We start from the raw sequence: 16,356 nt of genomic DNA on the forward strand, positions 1-16,356 counted from the left end.
CGCCCGAAGCCGAAAATTGCCTCCATGGTAAAGGACCCGCTGCTGATCGAAAAACGCCGGCGCCAGATCGTCGACGCGGCGGTGGAGCTGTTCATCAACAAAGGCTTTCACCGGACGACGACGCGCGAGATCGCCCGGGCGTCGGGCTTCAGCATTGGCACGCTCTACGAGTACATCGAGTCGAAGGAGGACGTCCTCTACCTGGTCGTCGAGGCCATCCACGGCGAGGTGGAGCGGCGGCTGCGCGAGGCGTTGTGTGACAGCAAGAGCGGCCTGGAGATGCTCAAGGATGCCATCCGCCACTTTTTCAAGGTGATGGACGAGATGCAGGACAGCGTCCTCCTCATGTACCAGGAGTCGAAGTCCCTGCCGCCGACGCACCTGCCCTACGTGCTGCGCAAGGAAGAGGAGATCACCGGCATCTTCGAAGAGATCCTGCGCCGCGGCATCGCCGACGGCACCATCCGCCTCGATGCGTCGCAGGTGAAACTGATGGCCCACAACATCATGGTGATGGGCGAAATGTGGACATTCCGCCGGTGGGCCTTGCGCAAACACTACACGCTGGAACAGTACACGGAGCGGCAGATCGCGCTGCTCCTGAACGAGATGGCCAGCGGCGAAGCCAGAGAACCAGTGCGAAAGGAGTGAGTGCAATGGAAGTCGGGCGCAACCCCCAAGCGGACGGGCAAACGCTTACCCCCGTGGCGACGGCGGAGGACGCGCGCGGACGTGTGGTGGACGGCGTCTACCGCGCGCGGCACAAGGTGCGCTTCGTCACGGCGGCCAGCCTGTTTGACGGACACGACGCCTCGATCAACATCATCCGCCGCCTGCTGCTTGCTTCCGGTGCCGAGGTGATCCACCTCGGGCACAACCGCTCGGCGGAAGAGATCGTCCGCGCGGCCATCCAGGAGGACGTGCAGGGGATTGCCGTCAGCTCGTACCAGGGCGGGCACATGGAGTTCTTCAAGTACATGTACGACCTCCTGCAGGAGCGCGGTGCCGGGCACATCAAGATCTTCGGCGGCGGGGGCGGGGTGATCATCCCGCGGGAGATCGACGAGCTGGAGGCCTACGGCATCTGCAAGATCTTCTCGCCGGAGGACGGCCGGCGCATGGGCCTGCAGGGCATGATCAACTACATGCTCGAGCGGTGCGATTTCCCCACGGTGACGGAGGTGACCGACGAACCGGACCGCTTGCGCGCCCGCGACGAGCAAGCGATCGCTCGGCTAATCACTGTGGCCGAGCAGGAGGCGGCGCGCGACGCGCGGCGCTACGGCGAGCTGTTTGCCGAGCTGCGCCGGGCGGATTCCGCCGCGCCGGTGGTCGGGATTACCGGGACCGGGGGGGCGGGGAAAAGTTCGCTGACTGACGAGCTGGTGCTGCGCTTTCTCGAGCACTTCCCCGACAAGACGGTGGCCGTTCTCTCCGTCGACCCGTCCCGCCAGCGCACCGGCGGCGCCCTCCTCGGCGACCGCATCCGCATGAACGCTATCGATAGCCCGCGGGTGTACATGCGCAGTCTGGCCACGCGCGGCTCGAAATCGGAACTGTCCCCGGCCATCGAGGACGCCATCGCCGTCGTCAAGGCCGCCGGCTTTGACTTGGTCATCGTCGAGACGAGCGGGATCGGCCAGGGCGATGCCGAGATCGTCAAGGTGTGCGATATCGCCCTCTACGTGATGACGAGCGAGTTCGGCGCGCCATCGCAGCTGGAGAAGATTGACATGCTCGACTTCGCCGACATCGTCGTCATCAACAAGTTTGAACGACGCGGCTCCGAAGACGCCCTGCGCGAGGTGCGCAAGCAGGTCAAGCGCAACCGCAACCTGTTCCACGTCCGGGACGAGGACCTGCCGGTGTTCGGGACCATCGCCAGCCAGTTCAACGACCCCGGTGTCAACAGCCTGTTTGCCCACCTGGTGAAGACGATTAACGAGAAGAAGGGGCTTGACTGGTCGGTGCCGGACGCGCCGAAGGAGAAGGTGACCACCAAGCACAACCTGATCATCCCCCCGGAGCGCGCCAACTACCTGGCCGAAATCGCCCAGACGGTGCGGAACTACCGCAAGTTTGTCGACGAGCAGGTGGCCGTGGCGCGCCGGCTGTACCAGCTCCACGGGGCTAAGGAGGCGCTGGCGGGTCGCGACGATGCGGAGGCCAGGCAGGCGCTGACCGCCCTGGAGGAGGAGATTACCCGCACCGAGGCCCGGCTGCACCCCGATTGCAAGAAGATTCTGGAGAACTGGCCCAAGGTGAAGGAGAAGTACACGAAGGATACCTTTACCTACAAGGTGCGCGACAAGGAGATCACGCAGCAGCTGTACACCACCTCGTTGGCGGGCACGAAGATCCCCAAGGTGGCCTTGCCCAAGTATGAGGACTGGGGCGAAATCCTCAAATGGTGCCTGAAGGAGAACGTACCCGGCGAATTCCCGTACACGGCCGGCGTCTTCCCCTTCAAGCGCACCGAGGAGGATCCCAAGCGTCAGTTTGCCGGTGAGGGCACGCCGGAGCGCACGAACAAGCGCTTTCACTACCTGTGCCGCAACGATGACGCCAAACGCCTGTCCACGGCCTTCGACAGCGTCACCCTGTACGGCCATGACCCCGATTACCGGCCGGACATCTACGGTAAGGTCGGAGAGAGCGGCGTCAGCGTGTGCACGCTGGACGACATGAAGAAGCTCTATGCCGGCTTTGACCTGTGTGACCCGAAGACGAGCGTGTCGATGACGATTAACGGGCCGGCGCCCATCCTTCTGGCCATGTTTTTCAACACGGCCATCGACCAGCAGGTAGAAAAATTCAAGGCCGAACACGGGCGCGAGCCGACGCCGGAGGAGTACGAGGCGATCAAAGCGCGCACCCTGCGCACGGTGCGCGGCACGGTGCAGGCCGACATTCTTAAGGAAGACCAGGGCCAGAACACGTGCATCTTTTCCATCGATTTCGCCCTGCGCATGATGGGCGACATCCAGCAGTACTTTATCGACAACCACGTGCGGAACTACTATTCGGTGTCGATCAGCGGGTATCACATCGCCGAGGCCGGGGCCAACCCGATCACGCAGCTTGCCTTCACGCTGGCCAACGGCTTCACCTACGTCGAGTACTACTTGTCCCGTGGCATGCACATCGACGACTTCGCGCCCAACCTGTCCTTCTTCTTCTCCAACGGCCTCGATCCCGAGTATTCGGTGATCGGTCGGGTGGCACGGCGCATCTGGGCCACGGTGATGAAGTACAAGTACGGCGCCAACGAGCGCAGCCAGAAGCTGAAGTACCACGTGCAGACCTCGGGCCGTTCCCTGCACGCCCAGGAGATGGCCTTCAACGACATCCGCACCACGCTGCAGGCGCTCATGGCCATTTATGACAACTGCAACTCGCTGCACACCAACGCCTATGATGAGGCGATCACCACGCCGACGGAAGAGTCGGTGCGCCGGGCCATGGCCATCCAGCTCATCATCACCAAGGAGCTGGGCCTGGCCAAGAACGAGAACCCGCTTCAGGGCTCCTTCATCATCGAAGAGCTGACCGACCTCGTCGAGGAGGCCGTGCTGGCCGAATTCGAGCGCCTCAGCGCCCGCGGCGGTGTCCTCGGGGCCATGGAGACGATGTACCAGCGCGCCAAGATCCAGGAGGAGTCCCTCTACTACGAGCAGCTCAAGCACAGCGGCGAGCTGCCCATCATCGGCGTCAACACCTTTGTCAACGAAAACGCCTCCGAGGAAGAGTGGAACAACGTCCCGCTGGCGCGGGCGACGAAGGAAGAGAAGGAACAGCAGATCCGGAACCTGCGCGCCTTCCAGGAGCGGAACAAGGACAAGGCGCCGGAGATGCTGCGGCGTCTCAAGGACGTGGCCCGTTCCGGCGGTAACATCTTTGCCGAGCTGATGGAGACGGTGAAGTACTGCTCCCTTGGCCAGATCACCCAGGCCCTGTACGAAGTGGGCGGCAAATACCGCCGGAACATGTAACGGCCGGGCCCGCCCCCGCTGCCGTGTGCCCCCGTTTGGCAAAACAGCCCGTCCCCGCGACGGGCTGTTTTGATTGGGCACGGTCGGGAGCGGAGGTGCGAGGGTGTGGTCGTCCTGCGGAAAGGGCGAAGGCGTGTGCAGGGTTTGACACCTTCCGGGAATCCGATAAAATAAGGAATACTGGAGTCGGCGCACATGCGCCGCGCGGCGGGAAACCTCGAAGAGAAGGGATGTGCCGTACGTTGAGCCTCCTGCGTGAGTTGGACAAAGAGAAGCTAGCGGAAATGTCCATGGTTGACGTGGCGTATCATCTGCTGGCCGAAAAGCGCGAGGCACTTCTCTTCTACGACCTCCTGAAAGAAGTGGCCGAGCTGAAAGGACTCTCCGATGAAGAAGTGGAAGCGCTGCTCGCGCAATTCTACACCGAGATCAACATCGACGGCCGGTTTGTCTGCATTGGCGACAACCGCTGGGGGCTGAAACGCTGGTACCCGGTGGAGGCGGCCGAAGAAACGATCACCATTGGGCGGACCCGCAAGAAGGGCGACGAATACGACGACTACGAGGACGACGACATGCTCCTCGACGAGGAATACGACGAGGACGCGGAAGAAGGGGAATATCTCGACGAGGAGGAGTACCTCGACGAGGAAGACGACTACCTCGACGACGAGGGCGACGACGTGTTCCTGGAGGACGAGGAGCTGGATACCGATTACAACGACGACGAGTACTAACGGGTTGACGGCGTTGACTTTTTTGCCGGTGTTCCGTAAAATAACCTATGGGCTTTTTAAGAGATCAGACCGGAAAACAAAAGTGCCCCTGTTTCCAACAGGCGTCACTTTTGTTTTTTTTATGTGTTTTCCGCGATTGTCCGACACTGGCAGGGAAAGAGAGGGAACACCGATGACCAAATACATTTTTGTGACGGGTGGTGTGGTTTCGTCCCTCGGAAAGGGCATTACGGCCGCTTCGCTCGGCCGGCTGCTCAAAAACAGGGGCCTAAACGTCACGATCCAGAAATTTGACCCGTACATCAACGTGGACCCGGGGACGATGAGCCCATACCAACACGGCGAGGTGTTTGTGACGGAAGACGGTGCGGAGACCGACCTCGACCTGGGGCACTATGAGCGGTTTATCGACATCAACTTGAACCAAAACAGCAACGTGACAACCGGGAAGATCTACTCGGCGGTGATTGCCAAGGAACGCCGCGGCGACTACCTCGGCGGCACGGTGCAGGTGATCCCGCACATTACCAACGAGATCAAGGAGTGTGTGTTCCGCGCTGGCCGCGAAACGGGGGCCGACGTTGTCATCACCGAGATTGGCGGAACGGTTGGCGACATCGAGAGCCTGCCCTTCCTGGAGGCGATTCGCCAGATCAAGAGTGACATTGGCCGCGAGAATGTGATGTACATCCATTGCACGCTGGTGCCGTATTTGCGCGCGGCGGGCGAGCTGAAGACCAAGCCAACACAGCACAGTGTCAAGGAGCTGCGCAGCCTGGGCATTCAACCGAACGTCATCGTTTGCCGGACGGAAAAGCCGCTGTCTCCGGACATGAAGGAAAAGATCGCCCTGTTCTGCGACATCGATCCCAGCGCGGTGATCGAGGCGCGCGACGCGGACATCCTGTACGAAGTGCCGCTCATGCTGCAGGAGCAGGGCCTCGACGAGTATGTCGTTCGTTACCTTGGCTTTGACTGCGGCCCGGCCGACATGCGCGAATGGCGGGCCTTCGTGGAGAAGATTCGCGGGCTCAAAGGGAAGACGCGCATTGCGCTGGTCGGCAAATATGTCTCGCTGCGGGATGCCTACCTCAGCGTGGCGGAAGCCCTCTTGCACGCCGGTGTGGCCAACGATACCGAGGTGGTGATCGACTGGATCAACTCCGAAGAGGTGACCATCGACAACGTGGACGAGCTGTTGGGTGAGGCCGACGGCATCCTCGTGCCGGGCGGCTTTGGCGATCGGGGCATCGACGGAAAGATAACGGCCATCCGCTACGCCCGGGAGCGGCGCATCCCCTTCCTCGGCATCTGCCTGGGCATGCAGATGGCGGTGGTGGAATTTGCCCGCCATGTTCTCGGCTGGACGGCGGCGCACAGTTCGGAAATCGACCCGGCTACGCCTTACCCGGTGATCGATCTCTTGCCGGAGCAAAAAGAGATTGAGGACCTCGGCGGGACGATGCGGCTTGGCGCCTATCCGTGTGCGATTGTCGAAGGCAGCTTGGCCCACCGGGCGTATGGGACAACGATGGTGCACGAACGTCACCGTCATCGCTACGAGTTCAACAACCAGTACCGCGAGGCCTTGGAACGGGCGGGGTTGCGCGTCACTGGAACATCGCCCGATGGCCGTCTGGTGGAGATCATCGAGCTGGCCGATCATCCGTGGTTCGTGGCCACGCAGTTCCATCCGGAGTTCACGTCGCGCCCGAACCGGCCGCAGCCGCTGTTTCGCGATTTTGTGCGCGCGGCCAAGGCCCATCGCCTGACGCGGTGAACGGGAAAAACGAGGCCGCGCGGAGAGAGAGGGGCCGACGCCCTGGTGTTCGGAGCTTTGGGGCCTGGAGGCGGGCTCCAAGATTTTTTGGGTGGAAAGGACGAAAAATTCTTCCTCTTGGGAGGATTATCGCCCTGTCATAGAGAAAAAGTTGGTATTGTGTGGTGCCGTTGGGGAGGCCAATGACAGGGGGGATCAATCCATGGCAAACGGAAAAACCGTGCTGATTGTTGACGACCAATACGGGATCCGCGTGCTCCTCAATGAGCTGCTCGAACAGGAAGGGTACACCATCCTGTTGGCGGCCAACGGCAAGCAGGCCATCGAGATCGTGGAGCGCCAGGTTCCCGATCTGGTGATTCTCGACATGAAGATTCCCGGGATGAACGGCCTGGAGATTCTGAAGAAGATCAAGAAGATCGACAACCGCATCAAAGTGATCATGATGACGGCGTATGGCGAACTTGATATGATAAAAGAGGCGACGGCGCTTGGCGTGCTGGCCCATTTCACCAAGCCCTTCGATATCGACGAGCTGCGCAATACCGTGCGTGCGCAGCTTGCATCCTGACGATGGCGATGGAGGAGACCACGAAAGCAGCACGCAAGCGCGCGGTGGGAAATGACGTGGATGTAATCGCTTCCACGCGAGGGGGATCCCGCGCGTGGAGACCATGGCCATGCGCTGGCGCTCGTGTGCAACGGGCTGGTGGAGGGACACCTCCACTTTGATTTTGTGACGGGGGTTCCGAGAGGCATCCCGGTGACAGTGGGTGACCGGGTCCGTCCGGCGCGGCCGCTGCCGCCGGGTGCCCTGTGGTACATAACCCAATGCAAAGGAGGAGTTGCCATGCCGCTTGTCCCGATGACCGCATTTCTGCCGCGCGCCAAAGCGGAGGGCTTTGCTGTTGGCCAGTTCAACATGAACAATCTGGAGTTCACCCAGGCGATCATCGAGGCGGCCGAGGAGGAGAAGTCGCCGCTCATTTTTGGGGCCAGCGAGGGTGCGATCAAGTACATGGGCGGCCCCGACGTGGTGGTGGCCCTGGCCAAGGTGTTCGCCGACCGCGCCGGTGTGCCGGTGGCCCTGCATCTCGATCACGGTTCCAGTTTTGACATGGTGATGAAGTGCATCCGCGCCGGGTTTACCTCGGTCATGATCGACGGTTCCCACCTGCCCCTTGACGAAAACATTGCCCTGACGAAGAAAGTGGTCGAGGCAGCCCACGCCGTGGGCGTTTCCGTCGAAGCGGAGCTGGGCAAGATCGGCGGAACCGAGGACGACCTCTCTGTCGACGAGGAAGACGCCATGCTGGCCGACCCCGACGAGGCCATCCGCTTCTGGGAAGAAACCCGTGTAGACGCGTTGGCCCTCGCCGTGGGAACGGCGCACGGACTGTACAAAGGGAAGCCCAACATCCGCTTCCACATCATTGAAAAGGTGGCCCAAAACATCGAGGCGCCGATCGTGCTCCACGGCGGTTCGGGGGTGCCGGACGAGCAGATCCGTCAAGCGATTCGCCTCGGTGTGGGCAAGATCAACGTCAACACCGAAAACCAGGTGGCCTGCACGGAAACGGTGCGCAAGATCCTGGCCGAAAAGCCGTCCCTGTACGATCCGCGCAAGTACCTGGGTCCCGCGCGCGAGGCGATGAAGGAAGTGGTCAAGCAAAAGATGCGGCTCTTCGGCAGCTCTGGAAAAGCCTAAGAACGTGCAGCGGAGGGAACGGGCGTGAAGCTGTTTATCGATTCGGCCAACATTGACGAAATCCGCGCCGCCCATGAGATGGGTGTGATCGCCGGGGTGACGACCAACCCCACCCTCGTGGCCAAGGAGGGGCGCCCCTTCCAGGACGTGTTGCGGGACATCATCGACATTGTCGACGGTCCGATTAGCGCCGAGGTAATCAGCACCGACGCGGAGGGGATGATCCGCGAAGGGGAGGAACTGGCGGCGCTGTCGAAAAACATCGTCATCAAGATTCCCATGACCGTGGAGGGGCTCAAGGCGGTCAAGGCGCTGACGAAAAAGAAGATCCGCACCAACGTCACCCTCATTTTCTCGGCCAACCAGGCCCTTTTGGCGGCGCGGGCCGGGGCGACGTATGTTTCCCCGTTCATCGGGCGCCTCGATGACGTGAGCCACAACGGCCTGGAGCTGATCGGCACGATCGCCGAGATCTTCACCCGCCACGGCATCGAGACGGAGATTATTGCCGCCAGCGTGCGACATCCCTTGCACGTGACGGAAGCGGCGCGCCTGGGCGCCCATATCGCCACGGTGCCGTATAAGGTGATTGAGCAGATGGTCAAACACCCGCTGACCGACATCGGCCTCGAGAAGTTCCTGGCCGACTGGGAAAGGGCCAGGTCTGCACAACAGGCGTAACCCCCTTCGCGCGGGAAACGGCAGGCCGCGTGCCGTTTCCCCCTTCCTTATTCAAGCGGGTACCCACCTTCGCGCATCTCGATCTCCTTTCCAGGACCTTGCGCTTGCCGTTGTCCCCGCGATCCCCGATCGGGTTCCCCCAGGGACGGATGGCCAACCTGCTGCCCCGCTGAAAGCCGATTTTGGTGGTGTGCGCTGGCGGTCGACATTGCTGCGCACCGGTTCGCCTGCTTCAAGCTTTTCGATTCGCGCGGAAAGGGAGGGAACGGCCTATGGAACGCAGTTTGACGCTGGAGCTGGTCCGCGTCACGGAAGCGGCTGCCCTGGCCGCGGCGCGGTGGATGGGGTTGGGCAAGAAGGACGAAGCCGACGACGCGGCGACGACGGCCATGCGCCGCGAGTTTCAGCACGTGCCGATGGACGGCGTGGTGGTCATCGGCGAAGGGGAGATGGACGAAGCGCCGATGTTGTACATCGGCGAGCGATTGGGCCAGGGGGTGCCGCCGGCGGTGGATGTGGCCGTCGATCCGCTCGAGGGGACAAACATTGTGGCCAAAGGCTTATGGAATGCCCTGGCCGTGGTGGCCGTGGCCGACCGCGGCAACCTGCTTCACGCGCCGGACATGTACATGGAGAAGATCGCCGTCGGCCCCGATGCAGTCGGTGTGATTGACATCGACGCCCCGGTGAAGGACAACCTGAAGGCGGTGGCCAAGGCCAAGAACAAGGACATTGAGGACCTGGTGGCCGTCGTGCTCGACCGGCCGCGCCATGCCAAGCTGATCGAGGAGATTCGCGAGGCTGGTGCGCGCATCAAGCTGATTTCCGACGGTGACGTGGCGGCAGCGATCAACACGGCGTTCCCCAACACTGGCGTCGACATCCTCTTCGGCATTGGCGGGGCACCGGAAGGGGTGCTGGCCGCCGTGGCGCTGAAGTGCCTGGGCGGGGAAATCCAGGGCCGTCTGCGTCCGCAAAATGACGAGGAGTACGAACGGTGCAAGCGCATGGGTCTCGATGATCCGCTACGCGTGTTGCGCATGGAGGACATGGTCAAAGGGGACGACGCCATCTTCGCGGCGACCGGGGTGACCGACGGCGAGCTCTTGCGCGGTGTGCGCTTCTTGAGCCGCACCCAGGCGACGACTCACTCCGTCGTGATGCGCGCCAAAACGGGAACGGTGCGCTTTATCGAAGGGTTTCACCGCTTGGAGCGAAAGCCCAGCTTCCAGCTTGCCACCGAGGATGCATAAGGAGCCGAACCACCATGAACCTGTCGCTGTCCGCATTGGAAAGCATGACCTTGCGCGAGCTCTACAAGCTGGCGCGCGAGTATCAGATTCCGTCCTACGGGAGCATGAAGAAAAAAGAGCTCATCTTTGCCCTTTTAAAGGCGCAGGCCGAACGGGACGGCTATCTGTTCATGGAGGGCATCCTCGACATCCTGCCGGAAGGGTACGGTTTCTTGCGCCCCGTCCACTACCTCCCGTCCAACGAGGACATCTACATCTCCGCTTCACAAATCCGCCGCTTTGACCTGCGCAATGGCGACAAGGTGTCGGGAAAGGTGCGGCCACCCAAGGAGAACGAGCGGTATTTTGGCCTCCTGCAGGTGGAGGCCGTCAACGGTGAAGACCCCGAGCTGGCCGCCGAGCGGCTGCACTTCCCGGCCCTCACGCCCCTCTATCCAGAGGAGAAGTTGACCCTGGAGACCACGCCCGACAAGCTGTCGACGCGCATTATCGACCTCCTTTGTCCGGTCGGAAAAGGTCAGCGCGGCCTCATCGTCGCCCCGCCCAAGGCCGGCAAAACCATGCTGCTCAAGGAGATCGCCAACAGCATCGCCACCAACTACCCCGACATCGAACTGTTTGTCCTGCTCATCGACGAGCGCCCCGAAGAAGTGACCGACATGCAGCGGTCCGTGCGCGGCGAGGTGGTGTATTCCACCTTTGACGAGGTGCCCGAGCACCACATCAAGGTGGCCGAGCTGGTGCTCGAGCGGGCCATGCGCCTCGTCGAGCACAAGCGCGACGTGGTCATCCTCCTCGACAGCCTGACCCGCCTTACCCGCTCGTACAATCTCATCATCCCTCCCAGCGGGCGAACGCTGTCGGGGGGCATCGATCCGGCCGCGTTTCACCGCCCGAAGCGGTTTTTCGGTGCGGCACGCAACGTGGAAGAGGGGGGAAGTCTGACCATTCTCGCCACGGCGCTGATCGACACCGGGTCGCGCATGGACGAGGTCATCTACGAGGAATTCAAGGGCACCGGCAACATGGAACTGCACCTTGACCGCCGCCTGGCCGAGCGGCGCATTTTTCCGGCCATCGATATCCGGCGCTCGGGTACCCGCCGCGAGGAATTGCTGCTGACCAAAGAGGAACTCGAAAAGGTGTGGGCCCTGCGCAGGGTGATGCAGGACGGTCCGGAATTTGTGGAGCTCTTTTTGCGCCGGCTGCGGGAGACGAAAAGCAATGCGGAATTTCTGGCCTCCTTTGATCCGAAGGAATGGGTGTCGGCTGGCAAGGGGCGCCTTGCCTCCTCATAACCCAGCAAGAATGGGTAATTATGGATCGTCATTACCGATTTGCAGTTTCCATCGTTTTTCTGTATGCTGAAAAGGGGTCTCAGAATTTTAGCACACTTGCGGGCGACGATGAGGGGGCATGTGGGGCATGGAGTCGAAATCGCGCGAGGAAATGGAACAATACGTCCGGGAACGGTTTCTGGAGTTGTATCCCAAAACCAAGAAAATCATGGAGACGATCAGTCAGATTGCAGGCGAGAGCGGCCTGGGGTATAGCCGAACGTACCAGATCTATCGCCGACAGAAAGACGAGATTTTTCGCCAAGTGGAGCGGGTTTCCCGGTCGGAGCTCTATGCCGGGCGCCCAAACCGCGAGGAGATCATCGCCTATATGACCCGGCTGATCGACGAGGAAGGTTGGGAGCGCGATCAGGCCATCCGTGAAGCGGCTCGACAGTTTCAACGAAGCTACCAATTTTGTTACCAGATTTTGCTTAAAGCGCGCCCTGACCTGAAGAAGGCTCGACGCCGGGCCGGACAAAGCGTCTACGATCTTCTGGAACGGCAGCCGCGGCTGGATCACGTTGTGCGTCAGTCGGCCATTCGGCAACTGGTCGGCTTTTTGCACACCCTTGCCCACTTCAAGCGCAGCGTGCAGGCGGAGCACGAACGGCTTTCGCGACAGGTACAGGAGTTGTTGTTCCAGATTGGCAGCGTGCAGAAACAAGTGGAAAAGTGGATCGCCGAGTTGGAGGAGCGCCCGGTAACGGCGGAAAACGGGGCGGTGCGAGAGGAAGCGGCAGCGGGGGCGGCCGAGCCGTCGAACGGGCGGGAGTAGACCGCACGAAAAACGGCGCCGCATCGCGTGGGGGCGAAGGCCCGGCCATCCCCCACAGGTTCTGCCGTCGCCTGCAGGCGCATATCCTCAAACCAAAGCGCCTGTGTCTCCAGGCGGAAGGTGAGGTGAGGGGATTGGCGCTGCGGCGACTGGCGCTGTCATCCGCCGTGTTGGCCGGCATGGGGCTCGGCGTCGCCCACTCCGCCAGCGCGCGTCTGGATGACCACCACGAGGCCGCGGAACAGGTGGTCAAGGAGGCGCTGTTTCGCATCTTCAGTCCGCTTGCCGTTGTGCCCGAACGGGTTTGGGAGGTTGAGCAAAGCCGTGTCCCGGTCACGTACACGGTTCGGCCGGGGGATACGCTGTCGCAGATTGCCGACCGTTTCGGCGTTTCGCTGCACGAGCTGATGGCCGCCAACGGCCTGCGTCACCCGCATGCCATCCGCGCCGGGAAGACGCTCAAGGTGCCGATGCGCAAGGAACTGTATGTGGTCGGCGTCGGGGAGACCCTGGACCGGATCGCCGAGAAGAAAGGGGTGGCCGTTGACGACCTGCTGCGCAACAACCCCGAGCTGCGGGTGCGCGACGGACAGGTCTACGCCGGCCAGGTGTTGGTGCTTCCCCGCGACATGCCCATAGGGGCTCCGAAACGCAAATCGGTGGTGCGCGTGGCGAGTGCGGTGTCCACTGTTTCGTCGGCGGAAGCGGAAGCGGCCAGCGAAGAGCCCGCTCGCGCCACGCGCACCAAGCCGGTCCGTTATGTCAACGGGATGCCGCTCATGTGGCCGGTGCACGGCAATCGGGTCATCACCAGCCGCTTCGGCATGCGCTGGGGACGTTTGCACGAGGGGGTCGACATTTGGCATCCCGACGAGTGGCGGACGCCGATTCGCGCCGCCCGCGACGGCGTGGTGACCGAAGCGGGAGTGAGTCGCGGGGGATACGGGCGCCTGGTGGTGATCGATCACGGGCGCGGGGTGGAAACCGTATACGCCCATTTGCGCCGGATTGCCGTTTCCGCGGGGCAACGGGTTGAGGCCGGCGAGATCATTGGGTACATGGGCCAGAGCGGGCGCACCACCGGCGTGCATTTGCATTTTGAAGTCCGTCTGTACGGGAGACCGGTCGACCCGATGACGTATCTCCAGTAGGAAAGGGCGCGTTGTTTCCTTGTACGCTTTGATGAGTTGTGCTATAATCACGTTATGTGCACGTTCCCGTCTCAAACGAAGCGGCAGATTTTTTCGGGGAAAGAGGTGAACCAATATGAAACCGGGCATTCATCCGGAATACAAGATCACCACGGTAACCTGCGCCTGCGGGAACACCTTTGAAACCGGATCGGTCAAATCCAATCTGCGTGTGGAAATTTGTTCGGCATGCCATCCGTTCTTTACCGGCAAGCAGAAGTTTGTGGATACGGGCGGCCGTGTCGACCGCTTCCGGAAAAAGTTTGGCATGTGAGCTTCTCGATGCGTACACCGGTTCCGCGGGAGCCGGTTTTTCTTTTTTCTGCGGGTCCGCTTGATTTGCGTAATGGGGGCTTGCCAACCGCTGTGTTCACGGCGTACAGTAAATGAAGTCCCTTGGAGACGGACAGGAGGAGCGGTTTGGCATGCAACCCCTCAAGCGCGACGGATGGATCGAATTGATTTGTGGGAGCATGTTTTCGGGGAAGAGCGAAGAGCTGATCCGGCGGATCAAGCGCGCGCGCATTGCCCGGCAAACGGTACAGGTGTTTAAGCCGCGCCTTGATGACCGCTACGCGGCGGACGCGGTCGTTTCCCATAACGGTACGCTGGAACAGGCAGAGGGGGTCGACCGGGCCGAGGAGCTGTTCGCGCGCGTATGGCCCGACACCGATGTGGTCGCCGTTGATGAGGTCCAATTTTTTGACAATGCCATCGTCGATGTGGCCGAGGAGCTGGCGGGGCGCGGCGTGCGCGTCATCTTGGCCGGTTTGGACCTCGATTTTCGCGGTGAACCGTTTGGCCCGACGCCGCTGCTCATGGCGCGGGCCGAATACGTGACGAAACTGCATGCCATCTGCGTTTGCTGCGGCCAGCCGGCGACGCGCACGCAGCGGCTGGTCAACGGACGGCCGGCGCACTATAACGACCCGGTCATTTTGGTCGGCGCGGCGGAAACCTACGAGGCTCGCTGCCGTCATTGCCATGAGGTACCGGGCAAGCCGGTGAAGGCGGGTATGGCCGCGGCTCGCCATACCACAAGCTGACGGCGGAGGAACCGATCGGTCTGCATGGCCCCTCTCCGGCCGGGCATCCTAACAGCAGGAGGTGGGGCCCGTTGTTGCAAGCGGCACGGTGGTTCCTCCCGGCTGTGCTCTTGTGCGGTTGGCTTTCCGCGTGTGCCCCGAACGCTTCCCCGGGCGGTCAGGACACGCAACTGTCGCCCTACGGGGCCGGTGCCGATACGGGTCGGCGCGAGACGGGACGCATCACGCCCTTTGACGCCACCGACGGCGGCCGGCGCGAGTTAAACCCGAACCTCTTTCGCGGACCGGGTTTTCAGGCCAATCCGACGGACCTGGCTGACCAGCTGGCCGGGCGTCTGGCGCGCATTCCGGGCGTGAAGAACGCCACGGTGGTCATCGCCGGCGGGAATGTGTATGTGGGCTTGGATCTCGATCGCCGCACGCCCCCGCAAGTCGCCGACCGCATCTGCGATGAAGCGCGCAGCCTGGTCAGGGGAAAATTGTCGCGCTATGACGTGTATGTCACGGCCGATCGCTCGATTACGGGCCGTTTGATGGAAATCCGTGACGGGTGGCGAAACGGCACGCCGCTGGACAACTACAACGGTGACCTCCTTCGCATCCGCCGCAGTATCGAAACAGCACCGTAGATGCGCGCTCTCCACGCCCCTCAGGGCGGTGGAGAGCGTTTTGCTGCCGCGGGTTTCCGGTGGCTTTCGTTGGCGCGTTGGCCTCGTAACGGGTAAAATATAATGCTATGGGTATACAATGCGTGAGATATCCCAACACCGAGGTGAACGGCCGTGTTGGAACGATTGGAAGCGGTCGTGGCGCGGTACGAGGAACTGAGCCGGCTGTTGTGCGAGCCGGATGTGGTTAACGACCCGGAAAAGCTGCGCACCTACGCCAAGGAGCAGGCCGATTTGGAGGAAACGGTGACGACCTACCGCGCGTACAAGCGCGTGTGCGAGGAACTGGCGGAAGCCAAGGCCATGTTGGAAGAGAAGCTGGACGATGAGCTGCGCGCCCTCGTGAAGGAGGAGATCGCCGCCCTGTCGGAGCAAAAGGAGGCCCTCGAGGCGCAGCTGAAGGTGCTCCTCTTGCCCAAGGACCCGAACGACGAGAAAAACGTCATCGTCGAGATCCGCGCGGCGGCGGGCGGGGAGGAGTCGGCTCTCTTTGCCGCCGACTTGTTCCGCATGTACACGCGCTACGCGGAGCGTAAGGGTTACCGCACGGAAATCTTGGAAGCCCATCCCACCGATTTGGGCGGGTTTAAAGAGGTGATTTTCACCGTGCAGGGGCGCGGCGCGTACAGCCGCCTGAAATTCGAAAGCGGCGCCCACCGCGTGCAGCGCGTCCCGGTGACGGAGTCGGGCGGACGGATACACACCTCCACGGCGACGGTGGCCGTCCTGCCCGAGATGGAAGAGGTGGAGGTGGAGATCGACGAGAAGGATCTCCGCATCGACACCTTCTGCGCCAGCGGGCACGGTGGCCAGCATGTGAACAAGACGGAGTCGGCGGTGCGGATCACCCACCTGCCGACGGGCATTGTCGTCTCGTGCCAGGACGAGAAGTCGCAAATCAAAAACCGGGAAAAGGCGATGCGTGTCCTGCGGGCCCGCGTGTACGAGTTTTACCGCAAGCAGCGCGAGGCGGAACTGGCCGACGCGCGCAAGAGCTTGGTGGGGACCGGCGAGCGCAGCGAGCGCATCCGCACCTATAATTTCCCCCAAAACCGCGTGACCGATCATCGCATCGGCCTGACGCTGCACAAGCTGGATCTCGTCCTGGATGGCGACCTTGACGAGATCATCGACGCGCTCATCGTGCACGAGCAGGCGGAGCTGTTGAAAAAGGCCGAGTGAGGGA

General features: G+C 62.0%; 15 protein-coding genes. All 15 read left to right on the forward strand.

Features of this window, described 5'->3' with window-relative positions; all coding sequences use genetic code 11:
* The first annotated feature begins 24 nt into the window (after positions 1 to 24).
* The 15 genes from ACYQ0Z_RS04915 (at position 25) to prfA (ending at position 16,352) form a co-directional block, all read left to right on the forward strand.
* Complete coding sequence (locus ACYQ0Z_RS04915; RefSeq protein WP_459865160.1) at positions 25 to 651, forward strand: TetR/AcrR family transcriptional regulator; 627 nt, start codon at positions 25 to 27, stop codon at positions 649 to 651.
* Positions 652 to 737: 86 nt separating this feature from the next.
* Complete coding sequence (gene icmF, locus ACYQ0Z_RS04920; protein WP_459865162.1) at positions 738 to 3,992, forward strand: fused isobutyryl-CoA mutase/GTPase IcmF; 3,255 nt, start codon at positions 738 to 740, stop codon at positions 3,990 to 3,992.
* 242 nt (positions 3,993 to 4,234) lie between these two features.
* Positions 4,235 to 4,729: a DNA-directed RNA polymerase subunit delta gene (gene rpoE / locus ACYQ0Z_RS04925; RefSeq protein ID WP_459864911.1), complete on the forward strand. Its 495-nt coding sequence runs from the start codon at positions 4,235 to 4,237 to the stop codon at positions 4,727 to 4,729.
* A gap of 172 nt (positions 4,730 to 4,901) precedes the next feature.
* Positions 4,902 to 6,509 carry a CTP synthase gene (gene pyrG, locus ACYQ0Z_RS04930; RefSeq protein ID WP_459864913.1) on the forward strand — a complete coding sequence of 536 codons (1,608 nt, stop codon included), beginning with the start codon at positions 4,902 to 4,904 and terminating at the stop codon, positions 6,507 to 6,509.
* Between the two features lie 202 nt (positions 6,510 to 6,711).
* Positions 6,712 to 7,080, forward strand: coding sequence for a response regulator (locus ACYQ0Z_RS04935; protein WP_459864916.1), 369 nt, complete (start codon positions 6,712 to 6,714; stop codon positions 7,078 to 7,080).
* Positions 7,081 to 7,359: 279 nt separating this feature from the next.
* The gene (locus ACYQ0Z_RS04940) at positions 7,360 to 8,217 is read left to right on the forward strand and encodes a class II fructose-1,6-bisphosphate aldolase (RefSeq protein WP_459864918.1); all 858 of its coding nucleotides are present in this window, start codon (positions 7,360 to 7,362) and stop codon (positions 8,215 to 8,217) included.
* A 24-nt stretch (positions 8,218 to 8,241) separates the two neighbouring features.
* A complete protein-coding gene (gene fsa / locus ACYQ0Z_RS04945) occupies positions 8,242 to 8,898 on the forward strand; it encodes a fructose-6-phosphate aldolase (protein ID WP_459864921.1) in 657 nt (218 codons plus the stop codon).
* A 272-nt stretch (positions 8,899 to 9,170) separates the two neighbouring features.
* Entirely contained in the window at positions 9,171 to 10,151 is a 981-nt protein-coding gene (gene glpX, locus ACYQ0Z_RS04950) for a class II fructose-bisphosphatase (protein WP_459864923.1), read from the forward strand.
* 14 nt (positions 10,152 to 10,165) lie between these two features.
* Positions 10,166 to 11,449 carry a transcription termination factor Rho gene (gene rho, locus ACYQ0Z_RS04955; RefSeq protein WP_459864925.1) on the forward strand — a complete coding sequence of 428 codons (1,284 nt, stop codon included), beginning with the start codon at positions 10,166 to 10,168 and terminating at the stop codon, positions 11,447 to 11,449.
* Between the two features lie 127 nt (positions 11,450 to 11,576).
* On the forward strand, positions 11,577 to 12,266 hold the full coding sequence (locus ACYQ0Z_RS04960; protein WP_459864927.1) for a hypothetical protein: 690 nt from the start codon (positions 11,577 to 11,579) through the stop codon (positions 12,264 to 12,266).
* 125 nt (positions 12,267 to 12,391) lie between these two features.
* Positions 12,392 to 13,417 carry a peptidoglycan DD-metalloendopeptidase family protein gene (locus ACYQ0Z_RS04965; RefSeq protein ID WP_459864929.1) on the forward strand — a complete coding sequence of 342 codons (1,026 nt, stop codon included), beginning with the start codon at positions 12,392 to 12,394 and terminating at the stop codon, positions 13,415 to 13,417.
* Positions 13,418 to 13,532: 115 nt separating this feature from the next.
* Positions 13,533 to 13,730, forward strand: coding sequence for a 50S ribosomal protein L31 (gene rpmE, locus ACYQ0Z_RS04970; protein WP_459864931.1), 198 nt, complete (start codon positions 13,533 to 13,535; stop codon positions 13,728 to 13,730).
* A gap of 151 nt (positions 13,731 to 13,881) precedes the next feature.
* Positions 13,882 to 14,502, forward strand: a complete 621-nt coding sequence (locus tag ACYQ0Z_RS04975) for a thymidine kinase (RefSeq protein ID WP_459864933.1) — start codon at positions 13,882 to 13,884, stop codon at positions 14,500 to 14,502.
* A gap of 71 nt (positions 14,503 to 14,573) precedes the next feature.
* Complete coding sequence (locus ACYQ0Z_RS04980) at positions 14,574 to 15,131, forward strand: YhcN/YlaJ family sporulation lipoprotein (RefSeq protein ID WP_459864935.1); 558 nt, start codon at positions 14,574 to 14,576, stop codon at positions 15,129 to 15,131.
* Between the two features lie 153 nt (positions 15,132 to 15,284).
* Positions 15,285 to 16,352 (forward strand): peptide chain release factor 1, encoded by a 1,068-nt coding sequence (gene prfA, locus ACYQ0Z_RS04985; protein WP_459864937.1) that lies wholly within the window; start codon positions 15,285 to 15,287, stop codon positions 16,350 to 16,352.
* Positions 16,353 to 16,356 lie beyond the last annotated feature (4 nt).

It is taken from the genome of Calditerricola yamamurae (assembly GCF_054654135.1).

What these genes read in the sequence shown, in the direction of transcription:
- ACYQ0Z_RS04915 (WP_459865160.1), top strand. Translation starts at nt 25, where the DNA reads ATGGTAAAGGACCCGCTGCTGATCGAAAAACGCCGGCGCCAGATCGTC.
- ACYQ0Z_RS04940 (WP_459864918.1), top strand. Translation starts at nt 7,360, where the DNA reads ATGCCGCTTGTCCCGATGACCGCATTTCTGCCGCGCGCCAAAGCGGAG.
- rho (WP_459864925.1), top strand. Translation starts at nt 10,166, where the DNA reads ATGAACCTGTCGCTGTCCGCATTGGAAAGCATGACCTTGCGCGAGCTC.
- pyrG (WP_459864913.1), top strand. Translation starts at nt 4,902, where the DNA reads ATGACCAAATACATTTTTGTGACGGGTGGTGTGGTTTCGTCCCTCGGA.
- ACYQ0Z_RS04935 (WP_459864916.1), top strand. Translation starts at nt 6,712, where the DNA reads ATGGCAAACGGAAAAACCGTGCTGATTGTTGACGACCAATACGGGATC.
- ACYQ0Z_RS04975 (WP_459864933.1), top strand. Translation starts at nt 13,882, where the DNA reads ATGCAACCCCTCAAGCGCGACGGATGGATCGAATTGATTTGTGGGAGC.
- ACYQ0Z_RS04960 (WP_459864927.1), top strand. Translation starts at nt 11,577, where the DNA reads ATGGAGTCGAAATCGCGCGAGGAAATGGAACAATACGTCCGGGAACGG.
- glpX (WP_459864923.1), top strand. Translation starts at nt 9,171, where the DNA reads ATGGAACGCAGTTTGACGCTGGAGCTGGTCCGCGTCACGGAAGCGGCT.
- rpmE (WP_459864931.1), top strand. Translation starts at nt 13,533, where the DNA reads ATGAAACCGGGCATTCATCCGGAATACAAGATCACCACGGTAACCTGC.